This window comes from Pseudoruegeria sp. SHC-113, assembly GCF_025376885.1.
GTDB lineage: Bacteria > Pseudomonadota > Alphaproteobacteria > Rhodobacterales > Rhodobacteraceae > Pseudoruegeria.
In genome coordinates this window covers 498129-517138 of record NZ_JAHUBR010000001.1, presented here as the reverse complement: position 1 = coordinate 517138, position 19010 = coordinate 498129, and the positions used below count along the sequence as shown (strand labels likewise).

Below are 19010 nucleotides of genomic sequence, written 5' to 3'. Positions count from 1 at the left end.
TTGCGCCTGAAGCGGTAAAATTTCCCTTCAAACGGCATTGTTCGAAAATTAGAACAAAATAAGAATCTTTACCACTGATAAACCTGTCGCGATCCATGCTGTGGCTGTTGCCAGAAGGATTGCCGGATGTCGCCTCAGTTTCAGGATCGCCTGCGGGATGTTCCCGCCCATCACCAAAGCCCCCTCGCCGCCGCCACCGCCTCGCGCAATCGCGATACGCTGGCCATGGTCTCTCGCGCGCTCGCCCATCGGGAGGTGGCGCTCGCCTACCAGCCTGTGATGCGCGCCAAGAAGGGCGGCGGCGTGGCCTTCTATGAAGGGCTGATCCGTATTTTCGACGACACCGGCCGCGTGATCCCCGCACGCGATTTCATCGGCGTGGCGGAAGAAAGCGATCTGGGCCGCCAGATCGATTGCACCGCCCTCGCGCTCGGCCTGCGCACACTGGCCGAACAGCCCAGCCTGCGGCTCTCGATCAACATGTCAGCGCGCTCCATCGGCTATCCGCAATGGCAGCGCACGCTGGAGGCCGGGCTCACCGCCGCCCCCCGCATCGGCGAGCGGCTGATCCTCGAGATTACCGAATCCAGCGCCATGCTCATGCCAGAGCTCGTTACCACCTTCATGGCGGGCCTGCAGGACAAAGGCGTGGCCTTCGCGCTGGATGATTTCGGCGCGGGCTACACGGCCTTCCGCTACCTCAAGCAGTTCTATTTCGACATCCTGAAGATCGACAGCCAGTTCATCCGCAACATCGCCACAGATGCAGACAATCAGGTGCTGGCCCGCGCCCTGCTCTCCATCGGCGAACACTTCGACATGTACACCGTGGCCGAGGGCGTCGAATCACGGGCCGACGCGGAATACCTCCTGCGGCTCGGCATCGATTGCATGCAGGGCTATTTCTTCGCCGCGCCCACGATTCACCCCCCGTGGGAGGCGGAAACCGGCCGCAAACGCGCCTGATTGCGCAAACAAACGGCATTTGCCCATTATGTGAGACACCCTGTCCGTTGCTGTTTCGCAGCAATGTCCCTACCAATAATGCTGCACCGGCGAGATAACAGGCCGCGCGTGCCGTGGCCGAGCCTTGCCAGATTTCATTTGGGAGAGGACTCACCCCATGACGAATGTCGTTATCGCCTCCGCCGCCCGGACCCCGGTCGGCTCTTTCCTTGGTTCCTTTGCAAATACCCCCGCCCATGATCTGGGCAAGATCGTGCTCGAAGCCATTGTCGAGCGTGCCGGGATCGAGAAAGGCGACGTTTCCGAAACCATCCTCGGCCAGGTGCTGACCGGCGGCCAGGGCCAGAACCCGGCCCGTCAGGCGCATGTGAACGCCGGCCTGCCGATCGAAAGCGCCGCCTGGGGCCTCAACCAGGTCTGCGGCTCCGGCCTGCGCGCGGTGGCGCTTGGCGCCCAGCACATCATGCTCGGCGATGCCGATATCGTGGCCGCTGGCGGTCAGGAAAACATGTCCATGTCCCCCCATGTCGCCAACCTGCGTCAGGGCCAGAAAATGGGCGACATGAAGTACATCGACTCCATGATCAAGGACGGCCTCTGGGACGCCTTCAACGGCTACCATATGGGCCAGACGGCCGAGAATGTCGCTGAGAAATGGCAGATTTCACGCGAGCAGCAGGATGAATTCGCCGTCGCTTCCCAGAACAAAGCCGAAGCCGCGCAGAAGGCCGGCAAATTCGCCGATGAGATCACCGCCGTCACGATTTCCACCCGCAAGGGCGACATCGTGGTGGACAGCGATGAATACATCCGCCACGGCGCGACGATCGAAGCCATGCAGAAACTGCGCCCGGCCTTCACCAAGGACGGCTCCGTCACGGCTGCCAACGCCTCCGGCCTGAACGACGGTGCGGCCGCCGTGCTGCTGATGAGCGCTGAGAACGCCGAGAAGCGCGGCATCAAACCGCTCGCCCGCATCGCCTCCTACGCGACCGCTGGCCTTGATCCCTCCGTCATGGGCGTTGGCCCGATCTACGCCTCGCGCAAGGCGCTGGAGAAGGCCGGCTGGTCCGCCTCCGATCTGGATCTCGTGGAAGCCAACGAGGCCTTCGCGGCACAGGCCTGCGCCGTCAACAAGGAGATGGGCTGGGATCCGGCCATCGTGAACGTCAACGGCGGCGCGATCGCCATCGGCCACCCCATCGGTGCCTCCGGCTGCCGCGTGCTGAACACGCTGCTGTTCGAGATGCAGCGCCGCGACGCCAAGAAGGGCCTTGCGACACTTTGCATCGGCGGCGGCATGGGCGTTGCCCTCTGCGTCGAACGCGACTAAGACAAACGGGCGCGCAAGAAAATTGCGCGCCCCAATTTTTTTGGGAAATTTGATTACGCGCCCGGGAGGAGCATCCATGGCCAGAACAGCACTTGTCACCGGCGGCACACGCGGCATCGGCGCCGCCATCGCAAAGAAACTGAAAGCCGAGGGCTACAACGTCGCCGCCACCTACGGCGGCAACGATGAGGCCGCGAAAGCCTTCACCGCCGAAACCGGCATCGCTACCTTCAAATGGTCCGTCGGCGATTATGACGCCTGCAAAGAAGGCATCGCCAAGGTCGAGGCCGAGGTTGGCCCCGTCGACGTGCTCGTCAACAACGCGGGCATCACCCGCGACGCCCCCTTCCACCGCATGACGCCCGAGCAATGGCACGAGGTGATCGACACCAACCTCACCGGCGTCTTCAACATGAGCCACAACGTCTGGGGCGGGATGCGCGAGCGCAAGTTCGGCCGGATCGTGACGATCTCCTCCATCAACGGCCAGAAAGGCCAGTTCGCCCAGGCCAACTACGCCGCCTCGAAAGCCGGCGACATCGGCTTCACCAAGGCGCTGGCCCAGGAAGGCGCACGCGCAGGCATCACCGTGAACGTGATCTGCCCGGGCTACATCAACACCGAGATGATGAGCACGATCCCTGAAAAAGTGATGAACGAGGTTATCCTGCCGCAGATCCCGGTGGGCCGCCTCGGCGAGGCCGACGAGATCGCGCGCTGCGTGGCTTTCCTTGCTTCGGATGACGCCGCCTTCATCACCGGCTCCACCATCTCCGCCAATGGCGGCCAGTACATGAGCTGATCGCGCGCCAGCGGACAAAAAGGAAGGGCCGGCACTCTGAACAGGAGGCCGGCCCTTTGCTTTCCACGGATCTACTGGAAACGATCAGCGGGAAGTGTGGCGGGTGAACAGGCGGCTCATCAGGCCGGCAAAGGCTGCGCCGCGTTCGGCGTGGGCGGCGCGGATCGCGTCGCGGGTGCGGGTCTGGGCGGTGCTCTCGAACATCTCGATCTCGCTTTCCTTAAGTGTTTCTGAACTGCACCCAATATGGAGCCTCGCAAAGAAAGCCACAAACGAGACTTTCCAAGGCGTCAGTTTAGTTTTACTTATGTGAAATGCCGGATCGCCTGCCCCCGCTCACCGCCCTGCGCGCCTTTGAGGCCGCCGCCCGCCACCTAAGCTTTGCCAAGGCGGCTGCGGAGTTGAACGTCACGCCGGCGGCGCTTTCCTTCCAGATCAAATCCCTTGAAGCCCATTTCGGGCAACCGCTGTTTCTCCGCCTCAACCGCGCGGTGGAACTGACGGCCGCAGGCAAGGCCCTGAGCCCCGGCGCAACGGAAGGGTTCGATCAGCTTGCCAGCGCCTGGCGCAGCGCGCGGCGTTTGAGCGAGAGCAACACGCTCAGCGTCACCGCCGGGCCCGCCTTCACCGCGAAATGGCTCGCCCCCCGGCTCTACCAGTTCGCGCAGGATCACCCGGAGATCGAGCTGCGCTTCGCCGCCTCCCTGAAGATGGCCGATCTGGCGCGCGATGATGTGGACGTGGCGATCCGCTTCGGGGCCTCGCCCGACACCGGCCTGCACTCCCGCCCGCTGGCCCGCGAGTGGCTCACCCCGGTGATGACGCCGGAGATGCACGCGCGCTTCCCCACCATCGAAAGCCTGAAAGAAGCCCCCCTGCTGCATGATGATTCCATCGCCTTTCTGGAGCCGCCTTGCGATTGGCACGCGTGGTTTCAGGCGGTCGGCGTCGAGTTTGCCGCCACGCGCGGGGCGCGGTTCACCCAGGCCGATCACGCGATCGACGCGGCCCTGAACGGCGCTGGTGTCGTGTTGGGGCGGCGCGGCTTCATCGTGAAGGACATCGCGGAGGGGCGGCTCGTGGCCCCGTTCCGCACCGCGCTCGCCATCGACGCCCATTTCCGCTTCGTCTGCCTGCCCGGCAGCGAGGCGCGCCCCGCCATCCGCGCCTTTCATGACTGGATCACCGCCGAGATTGCAAAGCTCTCCTATATCAGCGAGGAATTCACCTTCGTGGATGTGAAGGATCTGCCCCGATGACAAAATCCCGCGCAACGGCCATCGGCTTCATCGCCGTGCTGCTCTGGGCGCTGCTGGCGCTTTTCACCGTGGGCAGCGCGCCGGTGCCGCCATTCCTTCTGAACGCGCTCTGCTTCTCGATCGGCGGCGCGATCGGGCTGATCTGGGTCTGGCGCACGGGTGGGTTCGGCCAGCTGAAAGCGATCCCCCTACGCGTCTATGCCTTCGGCACGCTGGGGCTTTTTGGCTACCATTTTCTGTATTTTTCCGCCCTGCGCATGGCCCCGGCGGCAGAGGCCGGGCTGATTGCCTATCTCTGGCCCCTGCTCATCGTGCTGTTTTCGGGCCTGCTGCCCGGCGAAAGCTTGCGGGCCGGCCATGTCCTTGGCGCACTCATCGGTTTTGCCGGGGCGGCGCTCATCGTGTTGCGCGGGGGAGCGGCCTTTGAGGGCAGTGCGCTGCCGGGCTACGGGCTGGCCTTTCTCTGCGCGCTCACGTGGTCGGGCTACTCGGTGCTCTCGCGGCGACTCGGCGAAACGCCCACTGCCTCGGTGGCCGTCTTCTGCCTTGCCACGGCGGTGCTTTCAGCCATAGCGCATCTGGCTTTGGAAACAACGGTTTGGCCGCAGGACGCCCTTGGTTGGGGCGCTGTTCTGGCGTTGGGGCTCGGCCCGGTGGGGCTGGCCTTCTACGTCTGGGATATCGGGGTGAAACAGGGCGACATCCAGCTTTTGGGCGTCGCGTCCTACGCGGCCCCCTTGCTGTCAACTCTGGCGCTGGTCATCTTTGGGATTGCAGCGCCAAGCTGGCTTCTGCTGGCGGCGGCGCTGCTGATCACTGGTGGTGCGGCACTGGCGGCCCGCGCCAGTGCCAAAACATGAAGTTGAGGTAAAGGTCAGACAGTCGAAAGGCGCTGGATTTCTTCCTTGATGCGCAGCTTCTGTTTCTTCAGCGCCGCGATCTCAAGATCGTCCGTAGAAGGGCTTCGGAGTGCGTTTTCAACCTTCTCCGAGAGGATGTGGTGCTTCTTCTGCAGTTCAGCTACATGTGCGCTGACGCTCATGTTCGTCCTCCTGTGTTGGTCTGTGTAACAACAGTATGAGTGCAGCACATAATCCGAGTCGTGTCACGCTCTGCCGGTAAAATTCAGCGCAAATCGGCAAGCCTTTGCGCGCTGCGATGCAGCGGCGGGCAGGGGCTTAGCCGAGCGCCGCGCCCTCCCGCAGCACCGCGCGGATCATCGGCGCGTAATCCTCCCCGTCGACGATGTGGCGGGGGCCGTCATGCATCACGACGGGCGCACGCAAGCAAAACGCCGCCTGCCCGCCTTTGCGCGCCTGCAGGATCACCCGGTGGGCAGCGCGGCCTTCCCGTGCGGCGAGGGGCAAAACCGTGAGGCTTCCAAGGCTCGCGGGCATGTCGCGCAGCAGATCGGGCAGGCGTTCGGCATCCTGGATCAGCGTCAGCCAGCCCTTCGGCGCAAGGCGCCGCGCTGCCGTAGAGAGCCAGTCGGCCAGAAGGGTTTCTTCACCCATTGCGCGCTCCCGCCCGGCCTGCGGCGCGGCAGTGCCCCGATTGCGCAGGAAATAGGGCGGGTTGGCGATCACATGGGTGAAACTCCGTGCCTTCAGCGCCTCCGGCGGCGCGGCCAGATCGCCCTCAAAAACCTCAAGCGCCACGCCGTTTTCTTCCGCGTTGCGCCGCGCCAGAGCGGCGTAGAAGGGCTGAACCTCGATACCAGCCTGCACCAGCCCCGGCACCCGCGCCGCAAGGCAGAGGCTGGCCACGCCCGCGCCGCAGCCCAGCTCCAGCACGTTGTCACCCGCCTTTGCGGGCACGGCTGCGGCCAGCAAAACCGGATCCACCCCGGCCCTGTAGCCCGCGCGCGGCTGCCAGACCGAAAGCCGCCCGCCCAGAAACGCGTCTTGCGTCAGGTCAGGCTGGCTCACCGCCCCGCTTCCGAGACGGGGATGTCATTGTCGCGCAGCACGGCAGCGGCGCGGAAATGATCCTCGCTGCGCACCAGCATCCGGCGTGGCAAAATGCCGATGGACCCTTCAAGGACGCTCATATTTACGTCCATTTCAAAGCAGTCTATACCCTCCCCCTGAAGCAGGGCTTTGGCGAATGCGATCAGGGTCGGGTCGTTGGTACGCATGAGTTCTTTCATAGTCTGACAACTAATGAGTTCCCCCTGCATTTGTCGAGAGCAGTGACGAGAGCGTGATGGCATTGGATAGCACAACCAAACCCCACGAGCGCCTGAGCGCCCATCTGTCCGCGGATCTGGACGCGGTGAACGATCTGATTGCCGTGCGCATGGCGTCGGAACATGCGCCGCGGATCCCGGAGGTGACGCGCCACCTTGTGGAGGCCGGCGGCAAACGCCTGCGCCCGATGCTCACCCTGGCCGCCGCGCGGCTCTGCGGCTACGAAGGGCCCTATCACATCAATCTCGCCGCCACGGTGGAGTTCATCCACACCGCTACGCTGCTGCATGACGACGTGGTGGACGAAAGCGCCCAGCGGCGCGGCCGCCCCACCGCCAACCTGCTGTGGGACAATAAATCCTCCGTGCTGGTGGGGGATTACCTGTTTTCCCGCGCCTTCCAGCTGATGGTGGAAACCGGCAACCTGCGGGTACTGGACATCCTCTCCAACGCCTCTGCCACGATCGCGGAAGGCGAGGTGCTGCAGCTGACGGCGGCGCAGGATCTGCGCACCGACGAGGCGATCTACATGCAGGTGATCCGCGGTAAGACGGCGGCACTGTTTTCGGCGGCCACGGAAGTGGGCGGCGTGATCGCCGGAGCGGATGAGGCTCATGTGAAGGCGCTGTTCACCTATGGCGATGCGCTGGGGATCAGCTTCCAGATCGTGGATGATCTGCTGGATTACGGCGGGCTGGCCGAGCAGACGGGCAAGAATGTGGGCGATGACTTCCGCGAAGGCAAGCTGACGCTGCCCGTGATCAAGGCCGTGGCCTGCGCCGATGCCGAGGAACGCGCCTTCTGGGCCCGCGTGATCGAGAAGCGCAAGCAGGAAGACGGCGATCTCGAACATGCGCTGGAATTGCTGCGCAAGCACGGCACGCTGGAGGAAACCCGGCAGGAAGCGTTGGCGTGGTCGGTGCAGGCCAAGGAGGCGATTGCTGTCCTGCCCGATCATCCGATCCGCGATATGCTGACGGACATCGCCGACTACGTTGTCGAGCGGATAAGCTAGGCACTCCCTACCTTATGATTTCGGTTCGCCCGGCGGCACGCCGGGCAGCCCCCGCCCGCCCCCAAGGCGGGGGCTTCGCCCCCACCTCGGGCGAGGCCTGCCCGGCTTTGTCAGGGCAAAACATTCCCCGCGGCCACCCACCAATCTACATGACGCTGCAGCGCCTTTGCTGCGGCCTGCGCGGCGGCCTCGTTTTCATACAGGCCAAAGCAGGTCGCCCCGGAGCCCGACATCCGTGCCAGAGAACAGCCATCGGTGGCTGCAAGAGCGGCAAGCACCTCGCCGATCACGGGCTCAAGAGCGCGGGCGGGTGCTTCCAGATCGTTGCGTTGCTGCGCAAGGAAGGCCGTGAAAGCGCCGAGGCTCTCGCAGACGGGCAGCGCCTCAGGCATCGGCGGATTGTCTCGCCGGTCCAGCGCGGCGAAGACCTTTGGCGTCGGCACATCCACGCCCGGATTGACGAGCAGGATCCCCATCTCCGGCAAAGCCCCCGAAAGCGGCGTGACCCGCTCCCCGATCCCTTCCATCCGGCAGGGGCGACCCGCAAGGCAGACGGGCACATCCGCACCCAAGGCCAAGACAGCTTCCGCCGGAGGCAGCTCCGCGCCACCCAGCCGCGCCAGCGCGCGCAGCGTGGCGGCGGCATCGCTGGAGCCGCCTCCGATCCCGGCGGCGGCGGGCAGGTGTTTTTCAAGCATGATCCCGGCGTGCACCTCCGGCAACAGCGCGGCGGCTTTCAGCACCAGATTGCGGCCGTCCACCGGCACGCCCTCGGCGCGGGGTCCGCTCACGGCGAGCCGCGTTTCGGGGGCAGGCTCCGCCCGCACCCAATCGCCAACGGAAGCGAACACGACGAAGGAATCCAGCAAATGGTAACGATCGGGCCGGCGGCCCGTTACATGCAGCGTGAGATTGACCTTCGCCGGGGCGAATTCCCTAACCGTCATTGGCCACGGAAATCGGATCGGCGCCCTCTTCCTCAAGCACCACGTCGAGCCCCACCTCGAGCTTGCGGCGGATGCGCTCGGCTTCTTCCGGCTCCGGATCGAAGGACAGCGCCCGGCGCCATTGGAACTGCGCCTCAAGCTGGCGGCCCACAGCCCAGTAGGTATCGCCGAGGTGATCGTTGATGATCGGGTCCACCGGCATCAGCTCGGCGGCGCGCTCCATATGCACCACGGCCTCCTCGTAGCGGCCAAGGCGATACAGCACCCAGCCCAGCGAATCCGTGATGTAGCCATCATCGGGCCGCGCTGCGACGGCCTCCTCGATCATCTGCAACGCCTCATCGAGGTTGATCTGCATCTCGACCATCGAATAGCCGAGATAGTTCAGCACCTGCGGCTGGCCCGGCACCAGTTCGAGCGATTCGCGGAAGTCGGCCTCGGCCAGTTCCCAGCGGTCCTCGCGCTCATGGGTGATGCCGCGCGCATAGTAGACGAACCAATGGCTCGCGTTGGGCTCGCCGTAGATCTCCAGCGCCACGTCATAGGCCTTGGAGGCCTCGTCAAACCGCTCCATCTGGCGGTAACGATCCCCGAGCGAGACATGGACCTGCGGCAGATCCGGGTGCGTCTTGGCAAGCTGGCGCAGCACTTCGAGGGACGCCTCTTCCATGCCCGCATCCATCAGCGCCTGCGAGCGGCCCAGCTCGGCGGCATGGAAAGACGGGTGATCGGCGGGCACCTTGTCATAGGTTTCGGTGGCCAGCGTGTAGCGCTCCATCTCTTCCAGTAGGCCTGCGCTCATCAGCAGCACCTCGATCTGACCCGGATGCAGCGCTTCGGACATGCGCGAATAGAGCAGCGTGTAGCCCGGCATCGCGTCCGAGCGCAGCGCCTCGGCGACCATGTAGAAGACCTCGCCCAGCCCCTCTTTCGGGTCGCGCACGATGTCGTAGGGTACATCCTCCCCGGCGGCGAGCGCATCGCGCAGGCTCTGCATTTCCGGGTCCAGATCGCGGCCGGCAACAGCGTCGATCAGCTGAATGGCATCCTCGGCGCGATCGAGTTGGCCCATCACCTGCGCATGAGCCATGACCCCGCGGCGGGTGGCCTGCAGCGTCACGCCGCTTTCACCAGAAAAGATCTGATCGGCGGCTTCGAAATCGCCCACGGAGGCCAGCGCCAGCGCCTTATGGAACAGCGCAAAGGCGGCCAGCCCCGGTTGTTCGCTCATGGCGTCGAATTCGGCCAGCGCCTCGCCCATCTCGCCCTCGCCAACAAGCCCCCAGGCCACGGCGAGCCCGTCCACAAGCTGGCCCACACTGCGGCCCGACTGCAGATCGGCCACGGCGGCGGTGTATTCTCCGGTTAGGAACTGATCGGTCAGCAGCACCATATGCGCCGTCTGGGAGTTGATCCCATCGGCCACCATCTTGCGCGCCACCGGCACCGCACGGTCCAGATCGCCAAGGCCCACGAAGGAGGTGAGCGCGTTCTCCATCAGTGCCGGATTGCCCGGATCGCGCAGCAGCGCCCGCGTGAAGTAATTCGCGGCGGCTTCGTAATCGGAGAAGATGCTGGCGTGGCGGGCGGCCAGATAGGGCCCGGCGAGCCCGTCTTCGGCCTGAACGGCGACGGGGGCGAATGGCGCCCCGGCGAATGCGAGCACGGCAAGTGCCCTCAGATGCTTCCTGACCACGCGAATGCCCCTGTCATTTCGAACTGCTTGATCCGAATCTAGGGCCTCGGCAGGGGCAAGGCAATGCGGGGCGCCCGCTATGGGCGCCCCGCTGCCGAGATTGTTACATGTTCGGGTAGTTCGGCCCGTCCCCACCCTGCGGCGTGGCCCAGTTGATGTTCTGGGAGGGATCCTTGATGTCGCAGGTTTTGCAGTGGACGCAGTTCTGGAAGTTCACCACGAAGCGCGGATCCTTGCCTTCCTCACGCACCACCTCGTAGACGCCCGCCGGGCAATAGCGCTGCGCCGGTTCGTCGAACTGGGGCAGGTTCACCATGATCGGGATGCTCGCATCCTTCAGTTGCAGGTGGCAGGGCTGGCTTTCCTCGTGGTTCGTCATCGAGAAGCTGACGTTGGTCAGGCGGTCAAACGAGAGCGTGCCATCGGGCTTGGGGTAGTCGATCTCCGGGTAGAGCGAGGCGCGGCCCGTGGCCTGTGCATCCGTCTTGCCGTGCTTGAGCGTGCCGAAGGGGGAGAAGCCGAAAAGGTTGTTCACCCACATGTCGAAGCCACCGGCCACCAGCGAGGTGGTGAGGCCGAACTTGCTCCAGAGCGGCTTCACGTTGCGCACGCGCTTCAGATCCTTGCCGATCGCGCCTTCGCGCACCTCGACCTCGTAATCCGAAAGCTCATCGCCCGAACGCTCGGCCTTGATGGCTTCGAAAGCGGCTTCGGCGGCGGCCTTGCCCGAGAGCATCGCGTTGTGGTTGCCCTTGATGCGCGGCACGTTGACCATGCCCACAGAGCAGCCCAGCAGTGCCACGCCCGGCGCGACCATCTTCGGCATCGACTGATAGCCGCCTTCGCTGATCGCCCGCGCGCCATAGGCCACACGCTTGCCGCCTTTCAGCAGCTCGGCCACCATCGGGTGGTGCTTGAAGCGCTGGAACTCCATGTAGGGGAAGAGATGCGGGTTTTCGTAGTTCAGGTGCACCACGAAGCCCACATAGACCTGGTTGTTCTCCAGGTGGTAGATGAAGGAGCCGCCGCCCGCGTTGGAGCCAAGGGGCCAGCCCATCGTGTGGGTCACGGTGCCTTCCTTGTGCTTGGCCGGGTCGATCTCCCAGATCTCTTTCATACCAAGTCCGAATTTCTGCGGCTCGTGCCCTTCGGAGAGGTTGTATTTCGCGATCACTTCCTTGGCGAGCGAGCCGCGCACGCCTTCGGACAGGAACACGTATTTGCCATGCAGTTCCATGCCCGGCTCATAGCCCGGCCCCGGCGTGCCGTCGGGGTTCTTGCCGAACTCACCGGCCACCACGCCCTTCACTTCGCCATTCTCGCCGTAAACCAGCTCGGAGCAGGCCATGCCCGGGAAGATCTCGACGCCCAGCCCTTCGGCCTGTTCGGCCATCCAGCGGCAGACGTTGCCCATCGACACGATGTAGTTGCCGTGGTTGTTCATCAGCGGCGGCATCGGCCAGTTCGGCACGCGGATCTGGCCGGCGGCCCCGAGGACGTAGAAGTTGTCCTCCGTCACCGGCGTGTTGAGCGGCGCGCCCTTTTCCTTCCAGTCCGGGATCAGCGCATCCAGCCCGCTCGGGTCCAGCACCGCGCCCGAAAGAATATGTGCGCCCACTTCGGAGCCCTTCTCCAGCACGACGACGTTCAGGTCGACGTCCAGTTGTTTCAGGCGGATGGCCGCCGACAGACCGGCAGGGCCGGCCCCGACGATGACCACATCGTATTCCATCGATTCGCGTTCGATCTCAGACATATTCTCTTCCCCGCGGCGCAGCGCGCTCATCCATGTTCGCTAGCTCTCTGGAAGAATGGCCTACAAATCCCGCCCCCACCGGTCAATCGGAACACAGCGTTATTCCGGCTGATAGCGACATTCGGCCCCGCAAATCCCCCTCACCGCCCCCTTGCCATGGCCCGCCTTCCCCGGCTAAACCGCCGCCCCGGCATTTCGGCACTGGCGCAGGCAGCGGCAGGCAAGCGCCGGGCGCAAGCGCGCAGGCTTGACTTTCGCCGCGCCGCCTGAGTTAACAAGCGGATATTGCCGCCGTCATAAACACGAAGAAAACAGGGCCTTCATGGAAAAGATACCGATGACCCGCGCCGGCCACATCGCGCTGGATGGAGAACTCAAGAAGCTCAAGTCCGTGGAGCGCCCGGCCATCATCAAGGCCATCGCCGAAGCCCGCGAGCATGGCGATCTGTCGGAAAATGCCGAGTACCATTCCGCGCGTGAAAAGCAGAGCTTCATCGAAGGCCGGATCAAGGAGCTTGAGGGCATGCTCTCGCTCGCCGAGGTGATCGACCCCGCCTCGCTGTCCGGCGCCATCAAGTTTGGCGCGACGGTGCAACTCGTGGACGAAGACACCGACGAGGAAAAGACGTACCAGATCGTCGGCGAGGCAGAGGCCAATATCGAAAAGGGCCTGCTGAACCTCAAATCCCCGCTGGCCCGTGCCCTGATCGGCAAGGAAGAAGGCGACAGTGTTGAAGTCCGCACGCCCGGTGGCGAGCGGAGCTACGAAATTTTGAGTGTGAAATACGTCTGAGGCAAAGGCGGCCCGGGCGCAGGAGGCTGTTTTATGGCCGAACCGCAAGAGAAGGGCCGGCCCGCCGCCGGCATCTATTCCGTGCAGTCCCGCGACAGCGGAGCCTCTGCGGCTGACCGCATCGGGGTGATCCTCACCGTGGTCTGGATCGCCTTCGTCGGCGGTTTCTTCTACCTGATGCGCGGCGAAAGCGCTGCGCTTTCCGGGCTGGATCCGCTGCATTTCGTCATGGTGATGATGGCGATCTTCCTGCCCGTCGCAATGATCTGGATCGGCGCGTGGGCGGCCAAGAGCAGCCGCATCATGCGCGAGGAAAGCGCCCGGCTGCAGGCCGCCATCGACGCGCTGCGCCTGAGCTACGTGGCCCAGCAGAAGGCGATGGAGAGCGTGCGCAAGCCCGAGGTCGAGAAGAAGCTCGACGAGATCGCGGCGCGCACCAAGGAAACCGAGGACAGGATCGCCACCTTCACCTCCTCGCGCGAGAAAGGCGAAGCGGTGAAGATCTCCCGCGAGGTGGTGAAAACCGCCACGGAAGAAGGCCAGGCCGCGCTGGCGCTCGGCACCCCCGCCGAAGCGCTGCAGCCGCCGCTTTCGCGCGCCGATTTCGTGCGGGCGCTGAATTTCCCTGAAGATGCAGATGACGTGGACGGCTTCACCGCCTTGCGGCTGGCGCTCAAGCACCGCGACACCGCCAAGCTCGTGCAGGCCGCGCAGGACGTGCTGACGCTGCTGAGCGAGGAAGGCATCTACATGGACGACCTGCGCCCGGACCGCGCGCGGCCCGAGATCTGGCGGGCTTTCGCGGCCGGTGAGCGGGGTCGCGCCGTTGCGCCTCTGGGCGGGATCCGGGATCGCTCCTCGCTGGCGCTCACGGCGGCACGGATGCGGGCCGATCCGATCTTCCGCGACGCCGCGCACCACTTCCTGCGCCAGTTCGACACCCGCTTTGCCGAGTTTGCCGATGGGGCCACCGACGCCGAGATCGCGGCCTTCTCCGGCACCCGCACCGCCCGCGCCTTCATGCTGCTCGGGCGTGTTTCGGGGACGTTTAACTAGACTTCACTTGGTATTTGCCGCCCAACAGGCACTGTTGGGCCGCGCCGTCCCGCCCCCGTCAAACCGGAGGTTTGCCTCCGGCAAAACGGGCGGCGCGTTTGCGCCACCCCTCGGGACGGCGCTACCGTTGTGATATTTTCCCAGCGCTTCGACGCACACTTACCCCAACCCAAAGCTCCCATAGGGCACGAAGCGCACCGGATCGCCCGGCGCGATCTCCCGCGCGCCGTCTTCCAGTTCCACGATCCCTTCCGCCCAGGCCAGCCCCGAGATGCGCCCGGAGCCTTCCGAGGCAAAGACCTCGGCTTCACCTTGCGCATTCAGCCGCGCGCGCAGGTATTCCCGCCGCCCCGCCTTCTTGCGCTTGGAAAAGGCCGCCGGAACGGTAAAGCCCATGGGCTCAAGCCACGCCCCGCCCGCCAGCACCGAGAAAGCGGGCCGCGCGAAGATCAGCGAACAGACGAAGGCCGCCACCGGATTGCCCGGCAGGCCGAACACCGGCACACCGTCCCAGAGCGCGAGCGCCAGCGGGCGGCCCGGTTTCAGGGCGATGCGCCAGCTTTGCAGCGCGCCCTCCTCCCGCAGCAACGCCGACACGTGATCTTCATCCCCGGCAGAGGCCCCGCCGCTCGTCAGGATCACATCGGCCTCCCGCGCGGCGCTGTTCAGCCGCTCCCGCAGGGCGCTGCGCTCATCGCGCACGTGGCCCAGATCCACCGGCACGTAGCCCCAGCGGCGGGCCAGTTCCAGAAGCATCGGGCGATTGGCATCAAAGGTGCGCGCCCTATCCATCGTGCTGCCGCTCGGAGCCAGTTCATCGCCGGTGGACAGCACGCCGACGCGCAAGGGGCGATAGGCCGCGACCTCCGCCACACCCACCGCCGCGAGCAGGGCAATCTCGGGTGCGCCCATGAGCGTGCCAGCGGGCAAGGCAATCGCGCTTTGCGCCACGTCTTCGCCCGCCTTGCGCAGGTTCGCGCCGGGCTTGATCGGGCCTTCAAAAGCGATCTGGCCCTCGCCGAGGGCGACGTCCTCATCCATCACCACGGCCTCCATCCCCGGCGGCACAAGCGCCCCGGTGAGGATGCGCAGCGCGTGGCCTGCGGGGGGCGTGCCAGCATAAGGCGCGCCCGCCGCCGCGCGGCCCTCTGCCAACGGCAGGGTGAAGGGGCCAGCGCCTCCCACATCCGACATCCTCATCCCGTAGCCATCCACTGCGCAATTCGCGGCAGGCGGGTTGGCGCGCGCCGCGATGGCATCTTGCGCGAGGATCCGCCCGGCGGCCTGATCGAGCGGCAGGCGCTCCTGCGCCACCACGCAGGAGAGCCCCGCGCGCAGACGCGCGAGCGCTTCCTCCACAGGAGTCCAAGACACGCCCGGCGGCAGGGCGAAGCAATCGTCCTTCAGCTTGGGCGGGGTGAGCGGGGCCGCAGGCGCGGGGGCTTTCACAAGCCCGACCTCGGCAAGGATGAAATCCGCGATCGCGCCAGTGTCGTCCAGATCGAACACGGGCCGCTCGCCCGCCTCCACATCGCAATCGGCAGCAACAGCACGTACGCTTGCGTCCTGCGCCGCGATCAGCGGGTTGTTCGCGACCTGCCGGAAGGCCTCGACCTTGGGGTGATCCTCGCGCTTGAACCCCTCCACGAGCACCAGATCCACCGGCGAGAGCCGCGCAAGCTGCTCCGCCATCGCAGGCTCCGCCGCGCCGCGCAATTCGTGCATCAGCGCCCAGCGCTTCGCGGAGGCCAGCAGCACCTCCTGCGCACCTGCCTCCCGGTGACGGTGGCTGTCGCGCCCCGGCTGATCCACGTCCACCCCGTGATGGGCGTGTTTCAGCGTGGACACCGTGAAACCGCGCGCGGTGATCTCGGCCACGAGCCGCTCCACGAGGCCGGTTTTCCCGGCGTTCTTGTAGCCGACGATCCCGTAAACCCTCATGCGCGCGCGCCTTCCGCCATGCGCCGAGCTGTTTCCAGATCCTCCGGCGTATTCACGTTGAAGAAGGGATCAAAGGGTGTGGCCGGGAAGGGCGCTGTGGCGGTGCCGTGGCTGTCTGTCCACAGCACGACCTTGCGCAGGCCGCCCTCCAGTGCGGCCCGCAGATCATGGCGCAGGGCCACAGGCCAGAGCCCGAAGGTCGGGTGCCGCCAGTGGCCGCCGTCGGGCCTTGGTGTGGCTGCCAGCGCGATGGGCTTGGCTTCGGTTTCCGCCGCCAGCAACAGGCGCGGCACCAGATCTTCGGGGAAGAAGGGCGTATCGGCGGCCACGCTCACCACGTGATCCGCGCCCTGCGCGGCGGCCCAATCCATCCCCGCCAGAACCCCCGCCAAGGGGCCGGGGTACTCGGCAATTCCGTCGGGCAGAACTGGTAGGCCGAAGCCCGCAAACCGCGCCGCATCGCCATTGGCGTTCAGCGCGAGGCCCGCAACCTGCGGGGCGATACGGTCCACCACGCGCGCAAGCAGGCTCTGGCCCGCGATCTGCAGCAGGCCCTTGTCGCCCCCGCCCATGCGCGTGGCACGGCCACCGGCAAGGATCACGCCATAGGGTTCACGCATGTTGCCCGCCTTCCGATCCGCTCATTGCACCGATTTCCGGCGGTGCTTGCCCTCTTCCGGGGCCACGCTGCCCGGATCGGCATCCCAAACAAGCCGCGCCTCCCCCGCAAGGCAGACAAAGCGCTGCCCGCGCATCCGCCCGATCACGGTGAGCCCCACCTGTCGGGCGATCTCCACACCCCAAGCGGTGAAGCCCGAGCGCGACACCAGCACCGGAATGCCCATCTGGGCGCATTTGATCACCATCTCCGAGGTCAGACGCCCGGTGGTGTATAGGATCTTGTCCGCCGCTTCTTCGCGGGTGCTCATCATCCAGCCGGCGATCTTGTCCACCGCGTTGTGGCGGCCCACGTCCTCCATGTAGACGAGCGGCACATCTTCCCGGCACAGCACCGTGCCGTGGATTGCGCCCGCTTCCAGATAGAGGCTCGGCGTGCGGTTGATCTGCGCCGAAAGCGCATAGAGCCACGAGGTGCGCACCGGTGTCTGGGGCAGGCTCAGGCCCTCAAGCCCCTCCATCATGTCGCCAAACACCGTGCCCACGGCGCAGCCCGAGGTGCGGGTTTTCTTCTGCAGCTTCTCTTCGTAATCGGTTTCCCGCCTGGTGCGGACAACGACGGTCTCCAGCTCCTCGTCGAAATCCACCGCCGTCACCTCCTCGTCGGGGTGCAGCATGCCCTGATTGCGCAGGAAGCCGAGCGCCAGATACTCCGGGTAGTCGCCGATCGTCATGGCGGTGACGATCTCCTGCCGGTTCAGGTAGATCGTGAGCGGGCGCTCTTCCACGACTGAAATCTCGGTGGGCTGGCCCGCCTGATCGAGCCCGGTGACGGCGCGGGTCAGGCCCGTGCGGCCGGGATCCGGGGCGATGAGGTAGCCTTCGACGCTGTGAAGCCTCGCCAATTGCAACTCCCTTCCGAAACGCCTAAGCGGCTTTGAGCGATACCTTAGGGAGTTAACATGCCGGCCTCCACCATCAAATCGGCCTACCTGCGGGGGGTGCGACAAGGGCTCCCCTTCCTCGTGGTGATCGTGCCCTTCTCCACGCTCTTCGGCGTGGTGGCGAGCGAGGCCGGGCTGAACGTGGCGCAGGTGCTGGGGTTCTCGGTGCTGGTGATCGCCGGGGCCTCGCAGTTTGCCGCCGTGCAACTGCTGACGGAAAACGCCCCGGCGGTGGTGATCATCGGCACGGCGCTGGCGGTAAACATGCGCATGGCGATGTATTCGGCCTCCCTCACCCCGCATATCGGCGCGGCCCCGCTGTGGCAGCGCGCGCTCGTGGCCTATTTCCTTGTGGATCAGGCCTATGCGGTATCCATGGCCGATTACGAAGCCCGCCCGGCAGAGTCCGTGGCCGCGAAGGTGGCCTTCTTCTTCGGTGCGATCACTTTCGTCTGCCCCTTCTGGTATGCCTTCACGCTGGTGGGCGCGCTGATCGGGGCCAGCATCCCGGCGGACTACGCGCTGGATTTCGCGGTGCCGATCACCTTCCTCGCCGTCGTCGCGCCGATGCTGCGCACGCTGGCCCATGTGGCGGCAGCGCTGACATCGATCCTGCTGGCGCTGCTCTTCGCAGCACTGCCCTATAACCTAGGCCTCCTAATCGCAGCCCTTGCGGCGATGGGCGTGGGGGCGCAGGTGGAGCTTTGGCTGCAACGAAAGGGGCGCTGGACATGAGTGATACGCAAATCTGGCTGATCATCGCGCTGATCGGCATCGGCACCTTCGTGATCCGCTTTTCCTTCCTCGGCCTGATCGGCGGGCGCGATCTGCCCGACTGGGCCCTGCGCCTTCTGCGCTACACGCCCGTGGCAGTGCTGCCGGGGCTCGTCGCACCGCTCGTCGTCTGGCCTCCCGCCACAGGCGGCGAAACGGATCCGGCCCGGCTGGCCGCCTCGCTGATGACGCTTGTTGTGGGGTACTTCACGAAAAACCTGCTGGCCGCGATCTTTGCCGGGGCCGGCACGCTTTTCGTGCTGCTGAACGTGCTGGCTTAAACGTCGCCCTGATTGCCAAGCAAGGTCTTGTGATCATCAGAGTCGAGATCCTGACGATAGCGCGTCTGGACACCCGGCACTTGCGAGAAGGACTCGCGCAGGTTCTTCGGGAACATGGTCACTTCCACGGCCTCAAACCCGGGCAGTTTAACCAGCAGCTTGCTGATCGAATTGGAGCAGAAAGCGTTGCCGACCGGCCCGTTGGCGCGGGCGAGGCCAAGTGCCATCTCGGCCACTTCCGGCGAAACCTCGACGGATTGGATCGTGACCTTCACCGTCTCGCGCGCGTGGAAATCCTCGTAGAATTCGACGGCCTGGGGGATCATCCCGAAAATCACATCGCCGCGCTCGGGCAGCGACTGGTGATACCAGCTGCCCGCGGGATCAAACAGAACCTGTTGGGAAGCGGAGATCAGAAGGCCCGAATGCAGGCCTTCGTCATTCTGCGTGCTCACCATCGTGTAGAGGGTGATTTTGGTCGGGCCGGGACTGCGATAGGCCACGGCGGCGATTTCATCGTCGGATGCGCCAACTTCGACGGCCATACAGCCCGCAAGGGCCGTGCTGGCCGCCAAACCCGCCAGTAAGGAACGTCGATCGAGGATCATCGCGTTCTCCCGCTTCCGGCAAGGCCGGTGGT

The 19010-nt window shown here is 65.3% G+C and carries 20 protein-coding genes; 10 read left to right on the top strand and 10 right to left on the bottom strand.

The window, feature by feature from the left end; genetic code table 11:
• Nucleotides 1–126: 126 nt before the first annotated feature.
• The 5 genes from KVX96_RS02480 to KVX96_RS02460 all read left to right on the top strand — a co-directional run bounded on the left by KVX96_RS02480 (nt 127) and on the right by KVX96_RS02460 (nt 5220).
• On the top strand, nt 127–966 hold the full coding sequence (locus tag KVX96_RS02480) for an EAL domain-containing protein (RefSeq protein WP_261192640.1): 840 nt from the start codon (nt 127–129) through the stop codon (nt 964–966).
• A gap of 157 nt (nt 967–1123) precedes the next feature.
• A complete protein-coding gene (locus tag KVX96_RS02475) occupies nt 1124–2299 on the top strand; it encodes an acetyl-CoA C-acetyltransferase (RefSeq protein WP_261192639.1) in 1176 nt (391 codons plus the stop codon).
• 76 nt (nt 2300–2375) lie between these two features.
• Nucleotides 2376–3101 (top strand): acetoacetyl-CoA reductase, encoded by a 726-nt coding sequence (gene phbB / locus KVX96_RS02470; RefSeq protein ID WP_261192638.1) that lies wholly within the window; start codon nt 2376–2378, stop codon nt 3099–3101.
• A gap of 314 nt (nt 3102–3415) precedes the next feature.
• Nucleotides 3416–4360, top strand: coding sequence for a transcriptional regulator GcvA (gene gcvA, locus KVX96_RS02465; protein ID WP_261192636.1), 945 nt, complete (start codon nt 3416–3418; stop codon nt 4358–4360).
• Nucleotides 4357–5220, top strand: a complete 864-nt coding sequence (locus KVX96_RS02460) for a DMT family transporter (protein WP_261192635.1) — start codon at nt 4357–4359, stop codon at nt 5218–5220. The genes gcvA and KVX96_RS02460 overlap by 4 nt, the downstream gene beginning before the upstream one ends.
• Nucleotides 5221–5234: 14 nt before the next feature.
• On the opposite strand, the gene KVX96_RS02455 is transcribed toward KVX96_RS02460, so the two are convergent.
• The 3 genes from KVX96_RS02455 to KVX96_RS02445 form a co-directional block, all read right to left on the bottom strand.
• Complete coding sequence (locus tag KVX96_RS02455) at nt 5235–5402, bottom strand: YdcH family protein (protein WP_261192633.1); 168 nt, start codon at nt 5400–5402, stop codon at nt 5235–5237.
• Between the two features lie 136 nt (nt 5403–5538).
• On the bottom strand, nt 5539–6288 hold the full coding sequence (locus tag KVX96_RS02450; RefSeq protein ID WP_261192631.1) for a tRNA1(Val) (adenine(37)-N6)-methyltransferase: 750 nt from the start codon (nt 6286–6288) through the stop codon (nt 5539–5541).
• Nucleotides 6285–6509, bottom strand: coding sequence for a DUF2007 domain-containing protein (locus tag KVX96_RS02445; protein ID WP_261192630.1), 225 nt, complete (start codon nt 6507–6509; stop codon nt 6285–6287). Before KVX96_RS02445 ends, KVX96_RS02450 begins: the two co-directional genes overlap by 4 nt.
• Nucleotides 6510–6565: 56 nt before the next feature.
• On the opposite strand from KVX96_RS02445, the gene KVX96_RS02440 reads away from it, so the two are divergent.
• On the top strand, nt 6566–7564 hold the full coding sequence (locus tag KVX96_RS02440; protein WP_261192629.1) for a polyprenyl synthetase family protein: 999 nt from the start codon (nt 6566–6568) through the stop codon (nt 7562–7564).
• 110 nt (nt 7565–7674) lie between these two features.
• On the opposite strand, the gene KVX96_RS02435 is transcribed toward KVX96_RS02440, so the two are convergent.
• The 3 genes from KVX96_RS02435 to KVX96_RS02425 form a co-directional block, all read right to left on the bottom strand.
• Nucleotides 7675–8511, bottom strand: a complete 837-nt coding sequence (locus KVX96_RS02435; RefSeq protein ID WP_261192628.1) for a 4-(cytidine 5'-diphospho)-2-C-methyl-D-erythritol kinase — start codon at nt 8509–8511, stop codon at nt 7675–7677.
• On the bottom strand, nt 8501–10177 hold the full coding sequence (locus KVX96_RS02430) for a tetratricopeptide repeat protein (RefSeq protein ID WP_261192626.1): 1677 nt from the start codon (nt 10175–10177) through the stop codon (nt 8501–8503). The genes KVX96_RS02435 and KVX96_RS02430 overlap by 11 nt, the downstream gene beginning before the upstream one ends.
• Nucleotides 10178–10310: 133 nt before the next feature.
• Nucleotides 10311–11963 carry an electron transfer flavoprotein-ubiquinone oxidoreductase gene (locus KVX96_RS02425; protein WP_261192625.1) on the bottom strand — a complete coding sequence of 551 codons (1653 nt, stop codon included), beginning with the start codon at nt 11961–11963 and terminating at the stop codon, nt 10311–10313.
• Nucleotides 11964–12285: 322 nt separating this feature from the next.
• On the opposite strand from KVX96_RS02425, the gene greA reads away from it, so the two are divergent.
• Together greA and KVX96_RS02415 are read left to right on the top strand one after the other, a co-directional pair.
• On the top strand, nt 12286–12756 hold the full coding sequence (greA, locus tag KVX96_RS02420; protein ID WP_261192624.1) for a transcription elongation factor GreA: 471 nt from the start codon (nt 12286–12288) through the stop codon (nt 12754–12756).
• Between the two features lie 33 nt (nt 12757–12789).
• Nucleotides 12790–13812 carry a hypothetical protein gene (locus tag KVX96_RS02415; protein ID WP_261192623.1) on the top strand — a complete coding sequence of 341 codons (1023 nt, stop codon included), beginning with the start codon at nt 12790–12792 and terminating at the stop codon, nt 13810–13812.
• Nucleotides 13813–13971: 159 nt separating this feature from the next.
• Here the strand turns inward: KVX96_RS02415 and KVX96_RS02410 are convergent, their stop codons facing one another.
• The 3 genes from KVX96_RS02410 to KVX96_RS02400 are packed head-to-tail and all read right to left on the bottom strand — an operon-like array spanning nt 13972 to nt 17276.
• Nucleotides 13972–15753: a bifunctional molybdopterin-guanine dinucleotide biosynthesis adaptor protein MobB/molybdopterin molybdotransferase MoeA gene (locus tag KVX96_RS02410; RefSeq protein WP_261192622.1), complete on the bottom strand. Its 1782-nt coding sequence runs from the start codon at nt 15751–15753 to the stop codon at nt 13972–13974.
• Entirely contained in the window at nt 15750–16373 is a 624-nt protein-coding gene (gene mobA, locus KVX96_RS02405) for a molybdenum cofactor guanylyltransferase MobA (RefSeq protein ID WP_261192621.1), read from the bottom strand. Before mobA ends, KVX96_RS02410 begins: the two co-directional genes overlap by 4 nt.
• Nucleotides 16374–16394: 21 nt before the next feature.
• Nucleotides 16395–17276, bottom strand: coding sequence for a formate dehydrogenase accessory sulfurtransferase FdhD (locus KVX96_RS02400; RefSeq protein WP_261192620.1), 882 nt, complete (start codon nt 17274–17276; stop codon nt 16395–16397).
• Between the two features lie 57 nt (nt 17277–17333).
• On the opposite strand from KVX96_RS02400, the gene KVX96_RS02395 reads away from it, so the two are divergent.
• Both KVX96_RS02395 and KVX96_RS02390 read left to right on the top strand, forming a co-directional pair.
• Nucleotides 17334–18050 (top strand): AzlC family ABC transporter permease, encoded by a 717-nt coding sequence (locus KVX96_RS02395; protein WP_261192618.1) that lies wholly within the window; start codon nt 17334–17336, stop codon nt 18048–18050.
• Entirely contained in the window at nt 18047–18370 is a 324-nt protein-coding gene (locus tag KVX96_RS02390; RefSeq protein WP_261192617.1) for an AzlD domain-containing protein, read from the top strand. Before KVX96_RS02395 ends, KVX96_RS02390 begins: the two co-directional genes overlap by 4 nt.
• On the opposite strand, the gene KVX96_RS02385 is transcribed toward KVX96_RS02390, so the two are convergent.
• Entirely contained in the window at nt 18367–18978 is a 612-nt protein-coding gene (locus KVX96_RS02385; protein ID WP_261192616.1) for a hypothetical protein, read from the bottom strand. The two genes, KVX96_RS02390 and KVX96_RS02385, sit on opposite strands and share 4 nt — an antisense overlap.
• Between the last annotated feature and the right edge of the window lie 32 nt (nt 18979–19010).